Genomic DNA, 15760 nt, shown 5'->3' on the forward strand with positions numbered 1-15760 from the left:
GAATACTATTTTAGTAAAAAGGCACACGGTTGTATACTGTGTGCCTTCTGTATTTATACCAAATAATACCTGTAAAAACTTAAATACTTGCTCAGTCTTTTTTCAGGACTATGAGGTTTTTATCCGTATCTATATGTGGGGTATATTTATTACCCTTAAGCATTTCATCAACCTCAGCTTTGCTTAGTACTTTACCATTTTCATCCTGCCAGGTAAAGTTTTTCCCAACCTTAGCCTGGGTACCGTCCGGGGTATGCGTTACCTCAATATTTGAACCCGGCAACACTTCAGCCAACTTAGCATTTAACTTCTCACCTCTTAAATTCTTTCCGATAATGATTCCGTTTTTATCTATCAGTACATTATCAGGGATACCCCGCACCCCATATAGTAATGCCGCTGCGCTATTTGTACCTTTTAAATCGCAAAGGTGCTTCCATTTAAGATTATCCTTCTTAATAGCCTCAAGCCAATCCTGTTTCTTTTTATCTAAAGAAACGGCTACAATTTCAAACCCATTATTATTAAACTTCTCATACGTTTTTATAAGTTCCGGATTTTCCTGCCTACAGGGTACACACCATGAAGCCCAGAATTCCAGCAATACAATTTCCCCTTCAAATTCCGAAAGCTTGTGAGGCAGCCCGTTTTCATCATTCATGGAAAAATCATGGTACCTGCTGCCAATTCCTAAAGTTTCCGGAATGTCTAAACTCAAATAATCTGATATTATCTTACCGTATTCAGACTGTTTATTTTTTAGGGGCATTTTGTCAAACAATGCTTTTGCTTTTACCTTACCGAAAACCCCTTTCATAACAGAAAGGTTATGTGTACTTAAAATACTTCCTAAGTTTGCCTCAATAAATTCCATTTCTATGGCTACAACATCTTCGTAGGATTTAGCCGTCCGTGACTTATTTCGCAACTGCATAAACAAATCATCTGTAACAGAACCCGTTACCACTGCATTTTCAAATTCGTTAACCCGGGCATCAAAAGTCATTTTATTATTTTCTACCCAGATTATTCTTGCTGTAGCGCCATCTTTAAACAACGCTACCCTATAAGGATAAGAAGGTACTTTGGTTGTAAAAACAAAACTGTTATTGACAACTTTCGCAGAATCAATTATAACATCTGATAAAGGATCTGTTAATCGCAGGACCGTACCGTCCTGTATATTTTTGGTAGTACCTTCAAGCCGGAAATTGCTTTTATTTTGTCCAAAACCAACTGCCACAAAAAGAAGGATTATAGCTGTGAATAGATTTTTCATTAATATAATGTAGATTTTAAATTAGTTTAAGCTGGCTATTACTACTAAAATACAACATTTTACAAACAGGCTTACTAAGCCGGTAAAGTTTTTATCTCAGGAAATAAATCCTCACCGCTAAAACATATAACCCAACTGCAATGACCCGTAGCAAAAACCGGTAATAACGTTATTACTGAGTTCTTTGCCGCGGTAATTAAACACGTAGGCATACGTCCAGCGGCCGCGGCCGTATTTAATACCGGCTTCGGCATTAAACCGGAAAGGGATCAGCGGAAAGGTAACCGGGCTTTTATCGTTAAACGGGCTACCCTGTATGGTAGTATCGTAATTCATGTACTGCACTTTAGGGTTAAAGTACAGAAAGAGTTCATTCCGGTTGGCGTAGTTTTTATCTTTTGAAAGCTGCGCCCCGTAGAGTGAACTTTCGTAAAGCGGCAGTAAATTACCCCTAAGGCTCACCCGTGCCATAGCACCTAACGAAATACTGCGCCATATGGTACCCAGCTGCCCTTCGGCCTGCAGGTGGAAATCGGTTTTTTCGTGAAAAGTTCCGGGGAATACTTTATGGCTGTAAAACGCATTGAGCTGCGCCGCTGGTGTAGTAGTTATCTGGTATTGCCACCCTTGTACACCACGGTACCCTAAAGCCCTGTGCAGGAATTTCTGTGCTTCTTCGGCTCCGCTCTCCGGGCCTACTACGCCAAGCTGTATGTTTACCTTCAACAGGCTTTCATCCTTAAAAAACGTATTGATGCCTCCCTGCGCAAACAGGTACCCGGCAAAGGGGCGGTCGTTTACATTAATATCGGCAGCGCGCACGCTTTGCGGGTTGTAGATGTACTGCCCCGCGCGGAACTCCCATATTTTTTTGGCAACTTTTTCAGAGCGGACATTACCGGAATAGCGGTAAAACAGTTCCAGCCCATTGGTATAATACTGGTCGGTAACAGGCGACACGTAGAGGTCGTTATCGCTTACAATACCTGCTTCAGAGGGCTTTTGGGCAAAAGCCACACCCCCGCACAGGCACAGTATCAGCAATAACTTCTGTAGCATCAGTACCTCAGTTTTACGTAGCGCATGTGTTTCAGTATGCGCGATTTTCGCCTTTCAATAAACGCCGATGAGTTTTTGGCCTTGTATTTAAATGGGTTTGGCAGTATGGCCGCTATACCTGCCGCTTCGTATTTGGTAAGGTCGGCAGCAGGTTTATCGTACCAATACTTAGATGCAGCCTGCGCACCGTATACGCCGTCGCCCATTTCTATGCTGTTCAGGTATACTTCCATAATACGCTCTTTGCTCCAAAGCAACTCTATAAGCACTGTAAAATAAGCCTCAAAAGCCTTGCGTACATAGCTACGCCCCTGCCACAGGAACACGTTTTTGGCCGTTTGCTGGCTTATGGTGCTGCCGCCTTTCATACGCTTACCCTTGCTGTTGTTTTTATAGGCCTTGTACATGGCACTGAAATCGAAACCATGGTGGTCCTGGAAGGTGGCATCTTCGCTGGCTATTACCGCGCGTTGCAGGCGTGGCGAAATTTCCTCAATAGGCACCCAGTCGTGCTTGCAGTGCAGGGCTTCGCCGTTGGCTTTCTGTTCGAAGGCCCGGGTTATCATCAGCGGGGTAAACGGCACCGGCACCCAGCGGAACAGCAACACGGAAAACACCGAGATGAGGAAGAACCACATGGCAACTTTATAGAACAGGCGGAGTATTTTTTTAAACATAGGGGTTAGTATGTAAAGGCATTGCGAAATTACGAATTTTAGGATTAGTTTTTAACCGAAATAAGAAAGGGAACACTGATGACACAGATTTAAAGGATTTTCACAGTTTTGAATTTTACTGCAAACCTTTGCAGCCAACAACCGCCGCACGCTAACTTTTAACACCCCTTTCATAAATTTTTCCTTATCTTAGTATCTCCCAAAGACAAATAAACAGAAACTAAAAACCTTTTGAGCTTATGGCATTATTGAAAGAATTTAAAGACTTTGCCCTTAAGGGGAATGTAATGGACCTGGCTGTGGGTGTTATCATCGGTGCGGCATTTGGCGCTATTGTAAAGTCGCTTGTGGAAGACATTATAACCCCGCTTATCCTTACACCGTTGCTTGAAGCTGCCCATATTAAAAACATACAGGAACTTACCATTGGGGCCGGTATTAAGTACGGCAATTTCCTGAGCAACGTGATTTCGTTCCTTATTGTGGCATTTGCACTGTTCCTTATTGTGAAAGGCATTAACGCTACCCGCAAAAAGGAAGCCGAAGCACCTGCGGCACCGCCTGCACCGAGCAACGAAGAAAAGCTGCTTATGGAGATACGCGACGTACTGAAGGCAAAACAATAAAAAGTTGGCCACAGCCAAAACCAGTTATATTTGAAATAATTTGTTTTAATTATAACATTTTGTGATATTAAGTTTCCGCTACACGACATATTCTATTTTCTAACAAAACCGCCCCGCAAGGGCGGTATTTCTTTGTTATAAATTTTAAGTTTGAAACGCTTTTATAACTACTTTTGACCCGAATTAATCTATTAATCACATAAATACTATGAAAGTTGCTGTTGTTGGCGCTACCGGAATGGTAGGCGAAGTAATGCTTAAAGTACTGGCAGAAAGAAATTTCCCTGTAACCGAACTTATCCCTGTGGCCTCAGAAAGGTCGGTAGGCAAGGAACTGGAATTTAAGGGTAATAAATATAAGGTAGTAAGCCTGGAAACTGCCGTAAGCCTGAAGCCGCAGATAGCACTTTTTTCGGCCGGGGGCAGCACTTCGCTGGAGTGGGCACCTAAGTTTGCCGAAGCCGGTGTTACTGTAATAGACAACTCAAGCGCATGGAGGATGAACCCGGCCAACAAGCTGGTGGTTCCGGAAATCAATGCCGACACCCTTACTGCCGAAGATAAAGTAATAGCTAACCCGAACTGCTCTACCATACAAATGGTATTGGCGCTTTCGGGCCTGCATAAAAAATATAACATAGAGCGTGTGGTGGTTTCTACCTACCAGAGCGTTACCGGTACGGGCGTTAAGGCTGTAAAACAGCTTGAAAACGAATACGCAGGTATAGAGGGCGAAATGGCCTACAAGTACCCGATTCACCGCAATGCCATCCCTCAGATTGACGTGTTTGAAGCCAACGGCTACACCAAAGAGGAAATGAAAATGGTGAAGGAAACCAAAAAAATTATGGGCGATGACAGCATCCGTGTTACGGCTACCACCGTGCGCATCCCTACCGTGGGCGGGCACAGCGAAAGCGTAAACGTAGAGTTCAGCAATGATTTCGACCTTGCCGAAGTACGCCAGATACTGAGCGAAACACCGGGCGTGGTGGTTCAGGACGATACCGCCAATGCCGACTACCCTATGCCGCTATATGCCGAAGGTAAAGACGAGGTATTCGTGGGCCGTATACGCCGTGACGAAACCCAGCCAAACACGCTTAACATGTGGATTGTAGCCGACAACCTTCGTAAAGGTGCTGCCACTAACGCAGTACAAATTGCCGAATACTTAGTAGCAAACGGACTGGTGTAATTACTACAGTTTATTTTACGATATTTGAAACCCGCAGGCGGAAGCTTAGCGGGTTTTTCATCTATTATACTTTAACTTCCAAGCCGTTAATAGAACGCAAAAAAAGTATAACTTTGTAGTATACGCTTATATCCATGAATTTAGAAGCCCGTAAAATATTAATAGTCCAAGAGTTCCTTAGGCTTGATAACGAAAAAATTATCACGGCTATAGAAGACCTGCTCCATGAGCGTAAATCGGAGGTTTTTGAGCAAAACCTGAAACCTATGTCTATGGAACAGTTTAACTCTGAAATTGATGCCGCCCTGGAAGACGAAAAGAACAACAGGCTGATAAGCACCCACGACCTGAAGCAAAAGGTAAAGGGATGGCGTTAGAAATTTATTGGTCACAATTTGCCGAAGAAAAATTGCAGGATGTTTTCAACTATTACAAGTTTAAAGCAGGTATAAAAACTGCAGAAAAAATAGTTGACCGTATTATTGAGGATACCATCAGGCTTGAAGGACATCCGGAGATTGGTGTTTTAGAAGGGCTTTTAGCGGACAAGGCACAGAAATTTAGGTATATAATTTCGGGCAACTATAAAATTATATATTACCTGAGTTCGATAGGCAAACGCATTGTTATAGCCAACGTATTTGACACACGACAGAATCCACTAAAGATTGAAGAAACTGGGAGCTAAGCCCTATTCGAAATAAATCATACAACCCGCAAAGCTTTGCTCTTCGCGGCTTTGCGAGAAAAACCATATCATTACATCTTTGGAAGAGATGTCTCCTATCGTCAACATGATACCACGCTCTTCCATTCCGGGCGAAGTGCAACGGAGCCGAGGAATCTCAAAAACACAAGGTTCAGCGAAGCCAAATCTCTAAAACAAAAACATCTTATGAACCCAAGCATAACCATTACAAACAAAACCGAAGGTGAAACCCTGGCTGTAGCCGGTGGCAATTACCGCATTGTCATTTCCGGGGAAGAAACCGGTGGTGCGTATGCCGTTATAGAAATGGTAGTGCCGCCCGGCGGTGGCCCTCCACCCCATTCGCATCCCGAAATACAGGAAATGTTCTACGTGCTGGAAGGCGAACTCACCTTTAAAACCGAAGCCGGAAACCAGCTGGTAAGCAAAGACGGCTTTGTAAACATACCCATGGGTGGCGCTATACACTGCTTTAAAAACACATCAGACGCCTATGTAAGGCTGTTGTGTACCGTGGTACCTGCCGGACTGGAAAACCTGTTCCGCGAAATAGCCCCCCCTGTAACGCTCGGCACGTTTTTGCCCATACCCGAACTGGACGAAAACCGCCGTGCCTTTTTTAAAGAAATAGATATAAAGTACAACCAGAAAACCTACCCGATGGATTTTTTGGGGTGACAGCTAACACCCATTGCGATAATGATTTGTTAGGATAGAAATATTAGACAGGTTGCTTTTTTCAAATCTGTGTAAATCCGTCGAATCAGTGTCATCAGTGTTCCAATTTTTCAGCCTCACGCCACAAAGTTACAACACCATTCCGCACCAAGTACTGAAGGCAATCGTTCAGCAAAATAATTGTAAGTTTTTTCAACCAAAGACAGAAGCTGGTAGCACCCAAATTTTGCTGTGGAATATCTCCCCTTCCGCTGTGGATTATTCGGGGTAAATTGTACGGTGTGTTTTTTAGCGCATCGACATTAATACAATGAAAACCAAAAGCTTAACCCCCATTTTTAAGCTAAAAAGATTTTCCACAACTTTTTGTATTTTTTTATACCAAATGTGGAATATTAATTTGAAACCAAAAACTTACAAAATTATTATTTTTGTAAGCTTATTCTTCTTTTATATCCCTCAGGCGCAACTGCAAACTAACCTCCCCGTTCCATTCATTTTCATCAATGCTGTATACGGCATCAAAAGCAGTGTTTTCGGCAAGGTGTTTCTTTTTGGCAAGGCCAAAGCCAATGGCACTATAACCGTCACTATTACCTTGTTTTACAAAGAGTTTCAGGTGTTCGCTGTCGCTGCCTATGGCGCGTCCAAAGCCCGTGTCACGCAGTCCCTTGGTTAAGAAAACGGGTGTCATATTCCCCGGCCCGAAGGGTTCAAACTGCTTTAGTATACGGAAGAATTTCGGGGTAATATCCGCCAGGTACAGCTCCGCATCTACCTTAATTTCAGGAATTAACAGCTCAGGCGCTATGGTGTTTTGCACCACCTGCTCAAACTTTTCGCGGAAGGTTTCGTACTGTTCTTCCTTCAGCGTAAGCCCCGCCGCATACATGTGCCCACCAAACTGTTCCAGGCAGTCGGCACAGGCCTCAAGGGCATTGTAAATATCAAAATCCCGTACAGAGCGCGCCGAAGCCGCCAGTTTGTCGCCACTCTTGGTAAACACCAGCGTGGGGCGGTAGTAGGTTTCGGTAAGGCGAGATGCCACGATGCCTATCACCCCTTTGTGCCAGTCTTCCCGGTACACCACGGTGCTGTAACGGCTGTGGTCGTTATTGCGTTCTATTTGTCGTAGGGCTTCCTGGGTTATCTGTTTGTCCAGCTCCTTACGGTCGGCATTAAAGGTTTCTATCTCGGCGGCAAATGCCTCCGCCTGCTCCAGGCTGAACTCCGTAAGCAGCGCAACCGCATGCTTTCCGTGGCTTATACGCCCGGCGGCATTGATGCGCGGCGCTATACGGAAGACCACATCGCTTATGTTCAGTTGTTGCTTTTTGGCATTTTGAATTAAGGCCTTTATGCCGGGGCGCGGGTTGCTGTTTATCACGTCCAGCCCGAACTTAGCCAGTATACGGTTCTCCCCTGTTATGGGTACTATGTCGGCAGCTATGGCAGTGGCTACAAGATCGAGCCACGGCAGCAGGTCCATGATCGTCTGGTTACGGTTGGCACCCAGCGCCTGGACTAACTTAAAACCCACCCCACAACCGCAAAGCTCATCGTACGGGTAAGTGCAGTCCTCACGCTTCGGGTCCAGTACCGCAACGGCATCGGGCAGGGTGTCGCCGGGACGGTGGTGGTCGCAAATAATAAAGTCGATGCCTTTCTCCTTGGCGTAGGCCACCTTATCAGGGCTTTTAATGCCGCAGTCCAGCGCTATAATCAGGGTGCAACCGTTGTCATCGGCATAGTCTATCCCGGCAAACGATACGCCGTAACCCTCGGCATAGCGGTCGGGTATGTAAGTATCTACATTCGGGTAAATACTGTGCAAGTAGCCGCTCATCAGCGAAACCGCCGTGGTGCCATCTACGTCGTAATCGCCAAACACCAGTATGTTTTCGCCGTTAGCCAAAGCCTGCTCCACGCGTGCCACCGCTTTGTCCATATCCTTCATCAGGTAGGGATCGTGCAGGTCGGCCAAAGACGGCCTGAAAAACTGCCGTGCCTCCTCAAATGTGCTGATGCCGCGCTGTACCAGCAGGGTTGCTATACGGCGGTCTACCCCCAGTACATCAGTCAGGTGGTTTATAATCAGCGGGTCACGTTCAGGGGCAAAGGTCCAGCGCATGGAGTAGTGTGTTTCTGTAAATGTAGGGTATATTTTTTCGCGGGGCAAGGGCTAGTTAAACAGAGCTGCTAAGCTTCTTAGCTACTGAGCATCTAAAATATTTACCCACCTCCCACCTATCAGTTATTGTGTGGACACATCTTTGCGACTTGGCGTCTTTTCGAGGAATTTTCTACCACAAGGGGCGCAAAGTTTTTCACAAAGTCCACAAAAGACCTAAATTATGCTTAAAACGTACACTAAGGCTTTCCTTTGGAAAGCAAAAAGTCCACAAAGCGATTTGTGTCCATACCATAGATCCATCAGAGAGCAGAATAACTTCGCTCTTACCTAAAACTTTGGGAAACTTAGCGTAATAACTTCCCTGTGAATCACCGCTGTATTTTTCTCGCAAAGCCGCCAAGGCGCCAAGCTGAAAACTGCGGCTGCGACTGAAAACTTAAATCCTGAGCTTATTTCATCACAAAATGTTACAATATAAACAGTGTTTAAAGGGTAAAATTTTCATTCGAAAAAAAATATGCAGGCATAACAATAAAATCTGTAAAAATACTTTTGAATCTTGAATTTATTTAGAATAATTAAAAATAGTATTGCCTCATGTATGTTAGCGGTATACCTTTGTGGCGTTTTTAAAACCACAAACAAAATGAGAAACTCTATCTTTAAACAAACACTAACCCTTGTGGCGTTGCTGTTCGGTATGCTGCTTAGCGCACAAGACCGCGGCAGTGTAAGCGGTAACATTGTACTGAGCGACAACACTCCCGCCGAAAACATCAGCGTAGCGCTTAAAGGAACCAACTACAGCGCAGTGACCAATGCTAAAGGCCACTACGAAATAAAGAACATAAAGCCGGGCGACTACACCATACGCGTGGTATCGGTAGGCGTTAAGCCTGTGGAGGAAACCCTTACTGTTGCTGCCGGTGCTACAACCAAAGACTTTACCCTTAGCGAAAGCCAGGAAGAGCTTAACGAGGTTATTATAAACGGTGGCACTAACAAGTTTACCCGCACTACCAGTAACGTGGTAAGCAAAATGCCGCTTAAGGATATAGAAAACCCACAGGTATACAACACCGTTACTGCCGAACTTATGAAAGAGCAGGTAATAACGCAAATGGACGACGCCTATAAAAACGTACCCGGCCTGGACAGGCTTTGGGAATCTACCGGCCGTGGTACAGATGGTGCCGGTTACTTCAGCCTTAGGGGTTTTGCCGTGCAGCCTACTATGGTAAACGGCTTGCCGTCTATAACAAATGGTAGCGCCGACCCGCAAAACGTAGAGCGTATAGAAGTTATAAAAGGCCCATCGGGTACGCTTTTCGGCAGCAGCCTTATTTCGTATGGCGGGCTTATAAACGTTACCACAAAAAGGCCGTTTGGCGGTTTTAAAGGCAACATTAACTATGTAGGCGGCACCTATAACCTTAACCGCTTTACTGCCGATATAAACAGCCCGTTTGCTAACCCGGCAAAAGGCGCCATACGCATTAATGCGGCTTACCACACCGAAGACAGCTTCCAGGATGCAGGCTTTAAAAAATCATTCTTTATAGCCCCGTCGCTTAACTATAACGTAAACGATAAACTGAGCTTCTTTGTAAATACCGAAATATACAACGGCCGCAGCACTAACACTGCCATGCTGTTCCTGGACAGGAGCTCTGCACTGCACGTAAACAACATAGACCAAATGAAGGCGTTTGGCTACAACAACAAACGTTCATACACCAGCAACGACCTGTATATAGACACCCCTACGTTTAACATACAGGGGCAAATGAACTACAAGATAAACAGCCAGTGGACTTCGCAAACCGTGCTTTCAAGGTCTACGGCTAAATCAGACGGTTTCTATTCATACATTTATGAAGGCACTGCATTTGCAGAAAGCATGCTGCCCGATGGTAACATGGAAGGTTTACTGTTTGCCCGTTATGTAAACAAGCAAAACTCTACAACCTACGCTACTGACATCCAGCAGAACTTTATAGGCGATTTTAAGCTTGGTTCACTAAGGAACCGCCTTATTGTAGGCCTTGACTACTTTAACCGCAATGTGCAAAACAACGGCAGCCCGTATGTAGGCAACGGTTACATATACATAGGTAACAACCAGTCTAAATTTGACATGCTTGCAGCCGCTATGGGCCAGCCTACAGGTACAGACGATACCGGCGTACTTACACAGGCAGGCATGAACGCACTGCTTGCAAACGGACAGGTAACGGCTACCACTACTACAGAAGAAGTATACAGCGCATATGCGTCTGATGTTATCAATATTTTACCATCACTATCGGTAATGCTAAGCCTTAGGGCAGACCGCTTTATAAACAAGTCGGCTAACTATAACCAAACGGCTTACTCGCCTAAATTCGGCCTTGTGTACCAGCCTGTACTTGATAAAGTATCGGTATTTGCTAACTACATGGACGGTTTCAGCAACGTAGCACCGGGCCAGGACCAGATACTTGGTGTACCTGTGGCAAGGAGCTTTAAGCCTGAGCATGCAAAACAGCTTGAAGGCGGTACCAAACTGAACCTGCTGGGTGACAAGCTTAGCGCCACCCTTAGCTACTACTACATAGAAGTAAACGACATGGTATACTCTAAGCAGATACCTAACGAGCCGGATCCTGTAACCGGTGCACCTGTAATGCCAGATACGGTAAACTTCCAGGATGGTAAGCAGCGCAGCCAGGGCTTTGAAGCCTTTGTTACAGCTAATCCTGTAACCGGCCTTAACGTAATAGCAGGTTACAGCTACAACGACAGCAAGCTGGTAGCCGGTGATGCCGATTTTGTAGGCAAAAGGCCTGAGAGCGCCGGTGCGCAAAACATGGTGAACTTCTGGGCGAGCTACAGGTTTAGCAATACCATACTAAACGGTAACCTTGAAGGGCTTGGCTTTGGTTTTGGTGGTAACTATGCCAGCGAAAACAAGATATTCAACCGTAACACAGCAGGTACATTTACCCTGCCTGATTATACAATACTTAACGCCTCAGCGTTTTACAACATAAGCGATGTTACTCTTACCCTGAAACTGGATAACATTTCTAACAAAGATTACTACAAAGGCTGGAGCACCATAAGCGCCCAAAGGCCAAGGATGCTATCTGCAAGCCTGTCTTACAGCTTCTAATTGAAATAGCAGGTGATAATGAAGTGCCCCGCCCCTACCGGCGGGGCATTTTTTTATTAATTCGCTGAAGCAAAAACAGTGATTCACCATTAAAATTTTCAATACCAAAAAAATAAACGGTATTCACCACTACATCCTTAAAAGTAGAATTTCAGCTTAACTTTATTTAGAATAATTAAAAATAGTGTTGACTGATATATGTTAGCCGTGTAACTTTGCGGCTACATAAACAAACATAAAACAAATGATTAACTCTATCCTTAAACAAACATTTACGCTTATAGCGCTGCTGTTTGGCCTGCTGCTTTCTGCACAGGACCGCGGCGGCATAAGCGGAACCGTGGTGCTGAGTGATAACACTCCCGCCGAAAACATAAGCGTAGCGCTGAAAGGCACGGTACACAGTGCCGTAACCAATGCCAAAGGTTACTACGAGATTAAGAACATTAAACCGGGCGACTATACCCTGCGTGTAGCATCGGTAGGTATTAAGCCGCTGGAGGAAACCGTAACGGTAACCGCCGGCAATGTTGCTGCAAAGAACTTCACCCTGAGCGAAAGCCAGGAAGAACTGAACGAGGTGATTATAAACGGCGATGCTAACCGCTACAAGCAAGACAAGCCATCAGGTTCGCTGCGCCTGGACACACCTGTACTGGAAATTCCGCAAAACATACAGATAGTAACCGCACAAACGCTGAAAGACCAACAGGTAATAAGCATGAGCGACGGCCTTATCCGTAACGTGAGTGGCGCCGTACGCCTGGAGCACTGGGGCGACCTGTATGCTAACATAAGCATGCGCGGTTCGCAAATACAGGCTTTCAGGAATGGGTTTAACGTGGTTTCTTCGTTCTGGGGCCCGCTAACCGAAGACATGAGCTTTGTAGACCATATAGAATTTGTAAAAGGCCCTGCAGGTTTCATGATATCTAGCGGCGACCCAAGTGGGCTTTATAACGTGGTAACCAAAAAACCTACAGGCACAACCAAAGGCGAAGCCAGCTTTACACTGGGCAGCTTTGACCTGTACCGTACCACGCTGGACCTGGACGGTAAACTGACCAAAGACGGCAAGCTACTGTACCGCCTTAACCTTTCTACACAAAACAAGGGTTCGTTCCGCCCGTACGAGCATAACGACCGCTACGTTATAGCCCCGGTAATCTCGTACCAGGCTACCGATAAAACCAAGCTTACCCTGGAATACAACTACCAGCGTGCCAACATGACTGAGGTAGGTTCGTACTACGTGTACGGCACCAGCTATGCATCGCTTCCGCGCGACTTTACCCTTACACAACCTGGATTACCAGACACCAAGATAAACGACCACAGCTTCTACGGGCTTTTAGAGCACCAGATAGACGAAAACTGGAAGCTTACCGCACAGGCATCGTACTTCAGGTACATGCAGGAAGGCTACAGCTCATGGCCTACAGGCGTGGGTCCCGGCGATATAGACACCAACTATGACGGTGTTGTAGACGGTACTCTTGGCGAAGGCCAGATAATACGAAACGTGGGGCTTTGGGATGCAAAAAGCACCATGAAAATGGGCCAGGCCTACATAAACGGTAAGGTACAAACCGGCAGCATAAGCCACAAAATACTGGGTGGTGTAGACATGGGCAACAAAGAATACTTTGCTGACTGGAGCCAAAGCCACGACCTTGACACCTTCGAAAACCCATTTGACGTAAACAACCCTACCTACGGGCCTCCGGTAAACGGTTACCCTGTATTTGACCGCAGCCTGTCTATAGAAGAAAGGGCAACGCTTGGTTACGGCCTTATGAGCTCGCGCTACAGTGCCGGTTACCTTCAGGATGAAATAGGTTTCTTTGAAAACAAGCTTAGGCTTACCCTTGCAGGCCGCTATACAAACATCAGCCAGTCTTCATGGGGCGGTGCGCCAATATCAGACAAGCACTGGACACCGCGTGCCGGCCTTAGCTACTCTGTAGACGAAAACACATCAGTTTACGTGTTGCATGACGAAGCCTTTACCCCACAATCCGGTATACTAAGGAACGGTGGCGACGTAAAACCGCTAAGCGGCAACAACAACGAAGTGGGTGTAAAAAGGAACTGGTTTGATGGTAAATGGAGCACTTCGGTTTCTGCCTACATGATAAACAAGAAAAACGAACTGATGAGCGACCCGGGCAATGCACCCGGTGAGCAATACAGCATTATATTTGGCGAGCGCAGGGCGCAGGGTGTTGAATTTGATGCCCGTGGCCAAATACTTCCGGGGCTTAACCTTGTGGCTAACTATGCCTTTACTGAGTCATTTGTAAGTGAAGTAGCACCGGGCATTACCGATACTTACGGCATTAAAAAAGGCGATATAATACCAGGCTACTCTAAACATACGGCTAACGCATGGCTGAGCTATACCGTGCAGAACGGCTTCTTTAAAGGAGTGGGCGCATCGGGCGGCTTTACCTTCCTGGGCAACAGGGAAACCGATACCTGGGCTGTAGGGCGCGAAAAACTTCCGGATTACTTTAAGCTGGATGGTGGCCTTTCTTACGAAAAAGGTAACATGAGGCTTACGGCAAATATGTTTAACATACTGGACCGTTACCTGTACAGCGGGTCGTACTACGGTTCTACAAACGTAAACATTTACTACTGGCAGGCCGAAGCGCCACGCAATGTAAGGTTTGGCGTAACGTATAAATTTTAAGAACCCCACCACTCCGGCCTGTCATTGCGAGGAGGTACGACGAAGCAATCTCATAAAGCAATCAAAAACAATGAGATTGCTTCGTTCCTCGCAATGACTGGACGCTGAGTGACACTCTCTATCCTTTGGAAAGAGGAAAACATACACCCACAGCGGCACCCTTGTAACAGAGGATGCCGCTTTTTGGGCAAAATATAATAACTTAGCTTTTTGAATGGGACAGGAAAAAAAGAAAAAGAAACGCGATTTTAAGCACTGGGTGGGCAAGGCACACCTTTGGCTGGGATTATCATCAGGGCTTGTAGTACTGCTGCTGGCTGTAACAGGCTGTATTTATGCATTTCAGGAAGAAATAACCACCTGGCTGCGCCACGATGCCATTTATGTACAACCCGGCAAGGAACACCTGCCTGCATCGGTACTGTGGGAGAAAACCCAGGCAGCACTGGGGCCTGATATGAAGCTGAACAGCCTTGGCGTTTATAACGACCCTACAAAAGCAGCAGTTTCTTATTCCTATAAGTCTAAGGAAGGGCATTTCTGGTACCTGGACAACATGGACTATTACTACATTGTATATACCAATCCCTACACAGGCGAAGTACTGGGTAAGTATGACGAAGGCCACGGCTTTTTCAACATTGTAAAAATGCTGCACTGGAGCCTGCTGATAAGCCACCCCATAGGCCAGCAGATTATCGGGTGGTCTACCTTTATATTTGTAATAATGCTTATTAGTGGCATTATACTGTGGTGGCCAAAGAACAAGGCCGCACGCAAGCAGCGCTTTTGGTTCCAGTGGAAAGATACTACCAAATGGCGCCGTAAAAACTACGACCTGCACAACATTTTCGGGTTTTATGTAGCATCGGTGGCTATAGTACTGGCCTTTACCGGCATGGTTTGGGCGTTCCAGTGGTTCCAGGCCACGGTGTACGTAATATCGAGCCTTAGCATAACCCCTCCTGTTCCGGTAGAAGTAAAATCTACCCCGGCACAGGCCGATAAAGACAAGGCGTTTAACCTTGCGCTACTGGATGCGAAAAAACGCTACCCTGAAGCCGATTACTACAACATGGGCAGGCCGGAAGACAGTACCGCTGTTATAGAAATGCATGTAAACCTCGTACCCGGTGCCTACTACAAGCACCACCACGCCTACTACGACCAGTACAGCGGTAAATTCCTGGAAGAGGAATTGTATAAAGATGCTAATATGGGCGTAAAGGTGATTGGGGCCAACTACGACATACACGTGGGTGCCATACTGGGGCTGCCGGGTAAAATATTGGCTTTTGTAGCCAGCCTTGTCTGCTCTATACTACCGGTTACAGGTTTCCTGATATGGAGGGGCCGTACCAAAAAAACCAAACCGAAACCGGTGGTAAAACCTACTACAGCTAAATCATAAACCGTTTCGGGAGTTAACCAAAAACGGTTTATACAAACTGCTGGGGCTACCCCAGCATAAAAACAATGCCCTGTTAAAGGGATTTTGAACTGTTAGTTTTATCATGTTCCATATTTAAAGAAAAGCCCCGTAAGCAGTAG

General features: G+C 45.8%; 12 protein-coding genes. 8 read left to right on the forward strand and 4 right to left on the reverse strand.

The features are described 5' to 3' along the window. Window positions 1–91: 91 nt before the first annotated feature. The 3 genes from ACZIX4_RS14955 to mtgA all read right to left on the reverse strand — a co-directional run bounded on the left by ACZIX4_RS14955 (window position 92) and on the right by mtgA (window position 3015). Complete coding sequence (locus ACZIX4_RS14955; protein WP_463336442.1) at window positions 92–1279, reverse strand: thioredoxin-like domain-containing protein; 1188 nt, start codon at window positions 1277–1279, stop codon at window positions 92–94. Window positions 1280–1396: 117 nt separating this feature from the next. Further along, window positions 1397–2338 (reverse strand): lipid A deacylase LpxR family protein, encoded by a 942-nt coding sequence (locus ACZIX4_RS14960; RefSeq protein ID WP_463336443.1) that lies wholly within the window; start codon window positions 2336–2338, stop codon window positions 1397–1399. After that, window positions 2338–3015, reverse strand: a complete 678-nt coding sequence (gene mtgA, locus ACZIX4_RS14965) for a monofunctional biosynthetic peptidoglycan transglycosylase (protein ID WP_463336444.1) — start codon at window positions 3013–3015, stop codon at window positions 2338–2340. The genes ACZIX4_RS14960 and mtgA overlap by 1 nt, the downstream gene beginning before the upstream one ends. 239 nt (window positions 3016–3254) lie before the next feature. On the opposite strand from mtgA, the gene mscL reads away from it, so the two are divergent. The 5 genes from mscL (at window position 3255) to ACZIX4_RS14990 (ending at window position 6226) form a co-directional block, all read left to right on the forward strand. Next, window positions 3255–3641, forward strand: a complete 387-nt coding sequence (mscL, locus tag ACZIX4_RS14970) for a large-conductance mechanosensitive channel protein MscL (protein WP_463336445.1) — start codon at window positions 3255–3257, stop codon at window positions 3639–3641. Between the two features lie 208 nt (window positions 3642–3849). Beyond that, window positions 3850–4839, forward strand: coding sequence for an aspartate-semialdehyde dehydrogenase (locus ACZIX4_RS14975; protein WP_463336446.1), 990 nt, complete (start codon window positions 3850–3852; stop codon window positions 4837–4839). A gap of 134 nt (window positions 4840–4973) precedes the next feature. Beyond that, complete coding sequence (locus ACZIX4_RS14980; protein WP_463336447.1) at window positions 4974–5216, forward strand: hypothetical protein; 243 nt, start codon at window positions 4974–4976, stop codon at window positions 5214–5216. Beyond that, window positions 5207–5527 carry a type II toxin-antitoxin system RelE/ParE family toxin gene (locus ACZIX4_RS14985; RefSeq protein ID WP_463336448.1) on the forward strand — a complete coding sequence of 107 codons (321 nt, stop codon included), beginning with the start codon at window positions 5207–5209 and terminating at the stop codon, window positions 5525–5527. The genes ACZIX4_RS14980 and ACZIX4_RS14985 overlap by 10 nt, the downstream gene beginning before the upstream one ends. A gap of 207 nt (window positions 5528–5734) precedes the next feature. After that, a complete protein-coding gene (locus ACZIX4_RS14990; protein ID WP_463336449.1) occupies window positions 5735–6226 on the forward strand; it encodes a cupin domain-containing protein in 492 nt (163 codons plus the stop codon). Between the two features lie 439 nt (window positions 6227–6665). Here ACZIX4_RS14990 and recJ read toward each other — a convergent pair whose 3' ends face one another. After that, on the reverse strand, window positions 6666–8357 hold the full coding sequence (gene recJ, locus ACZIX4_RS14995) for a single-stranded-DNA-specific exonuclease RecJ (protein ID WP_463336450.1): 1692 nt from the start codon (window positions 8355–8357) through the stop codon (window positions 6666–6668). A gap of 649 nt (window positions 8358–9006) precedes the next feature. Between recJ and ACZIX4_RS15000 the strand changes: the two genes are divergently transcribed. From ACZIX4_RS15000 to ACZIX4_RS15010, 3 genes are all read left to right on the forward strand, one after another. After that, the gene (locus tag ACZIX4_RS15000; protein ID WP_463336451.1) at window positions 9007–11514 is read left to right on the forward strand and encodes a TonB-dependent siderophore receptor; all 2508 of its coding nucleotides are present in this window, start codon (window positions 9007–9009) and stop codon (window positions 11512–11514) included. A 244-nt stretch (window positions 11515–11758) separates the two neighbouring features. Beyond that, complete coding sequence (locus ACZIX4_RS15005; RefSeq protein WP_463336452.1) at window positions 11759–14209, forward strand: TonB-dependent siderophore receptor; 2451 nt, start codon at window positions 11759–11761, stop codon at window positions 14207–14209. Window positions 14210–14423: 214 nt separating this feature from the next. Beyond that, window positions 14424–15620: a PepSY-associated TM helix domain-containing protein gene (locus ACZIX4_RS15010; protein ID WP_463336453.1), complete on the forward strand. Its 1197-nt coding sequence runs from the start codon at window positions 14424–14426 to the stop codon at window positions 15618–15620. Window positions 15621–15760: the final 140 nt, after the last annotated feature.

Source organism: Flavobacterium niveum (genome assembly GCF_055231775.1).

What these genes read in the sequence shown, in the direction of transcription:
- ACZIX4_RS14955 (WP_463336442.1), bottom strand. Translation starts at nt 1,279, where the DNA reads ATGAAAAATCTATTCACAGCTATAATCCTTCTTTTTGTGGCAGTTGGT.
- ACZIX4_RS14960 (WP_463336443.1), bottom strand. Translation starts at nt 2,338, where the DNA reads ATGCTACAGAAGTTATTGCTGATACTGTGCCTGTGCGGGGGTGTGGCT.
- mtgA (WP_463336444.1), bottom strand. Translation starts at nt 3,015, where the DNA reads ATGTTTAAAAAAATACTCCGCCTGTTCTATAAAGTTGCCATGTGGTTC.
- mscL (WP_463336445.1), top strand. Translation starts at nt 3,255, where the DNA reads ATGGCATTATTGAAAGAATTTAAAGACTTTGCCCTTAAGGGGAATGTA.
- ACZIX4_RS14975 (WP_463336446.1), top strand. Translation starts at nt 3,850, where the DNA reads ATGAAAGTTGCTGTTGTTGGCGCTACCGGAATGGTAGGCGAAGTAATG.
- ACZIX4_RS14980 (WP_463336447.1), top strand. Translation starts at nt 4,974, where the DNA reads ATGAATTTAGAAGCCCGTAAAATATTAATAGTCCAAGAGTTCCTTAGG.
- ACZIX4_RS14985 (WP_463336448.1), top strand. Translation starts at nt 5,207, where the DNA reads ATGGCGTTAGAAATTTATTGGTCACAATTTGCCGAAGAAAAATTGCAG.
- ACZIX4_RS14990 (WP_463336449.1), top strand. Translation starts at nt 5,735, where the DNA reads ATGAACCCAAGCATAACCATTACAAACAAAACCGAAGGTGAAACCCTG.
- recJ (WP_463336450.1), bottom strand. Translation starts at nt 8,357, where the DNA reads ATGCGCTGGACCTTTGCCCCTGAACGTGACCCGCTGATTATAAACCAC.
- ACZIX4_RS15000 (WP_463336451.1), top strand. Translation starts at nt 9,007, where the DNA reads ATGAGAAACTCTATCTTTAAACAAACACTAACCCTTGTGGCGTTGCTG.
- ACZIX4_RS15005 (WP_463336452.1), top strand. Translation starts at nt 11,759, where the DNA reads ATGATTAACTCTATCCTTAAACAAACATTTACGCTTATAGCGCTGCTG.
- ACZIX4_RS15010 (WP_463336453.1), top strand. Translation starts at nt 14,424, where the DNA reads ATGGGACAGGAAAAAAAGAAAAAGAAACGCGATTTTAAGCACTGGGTG.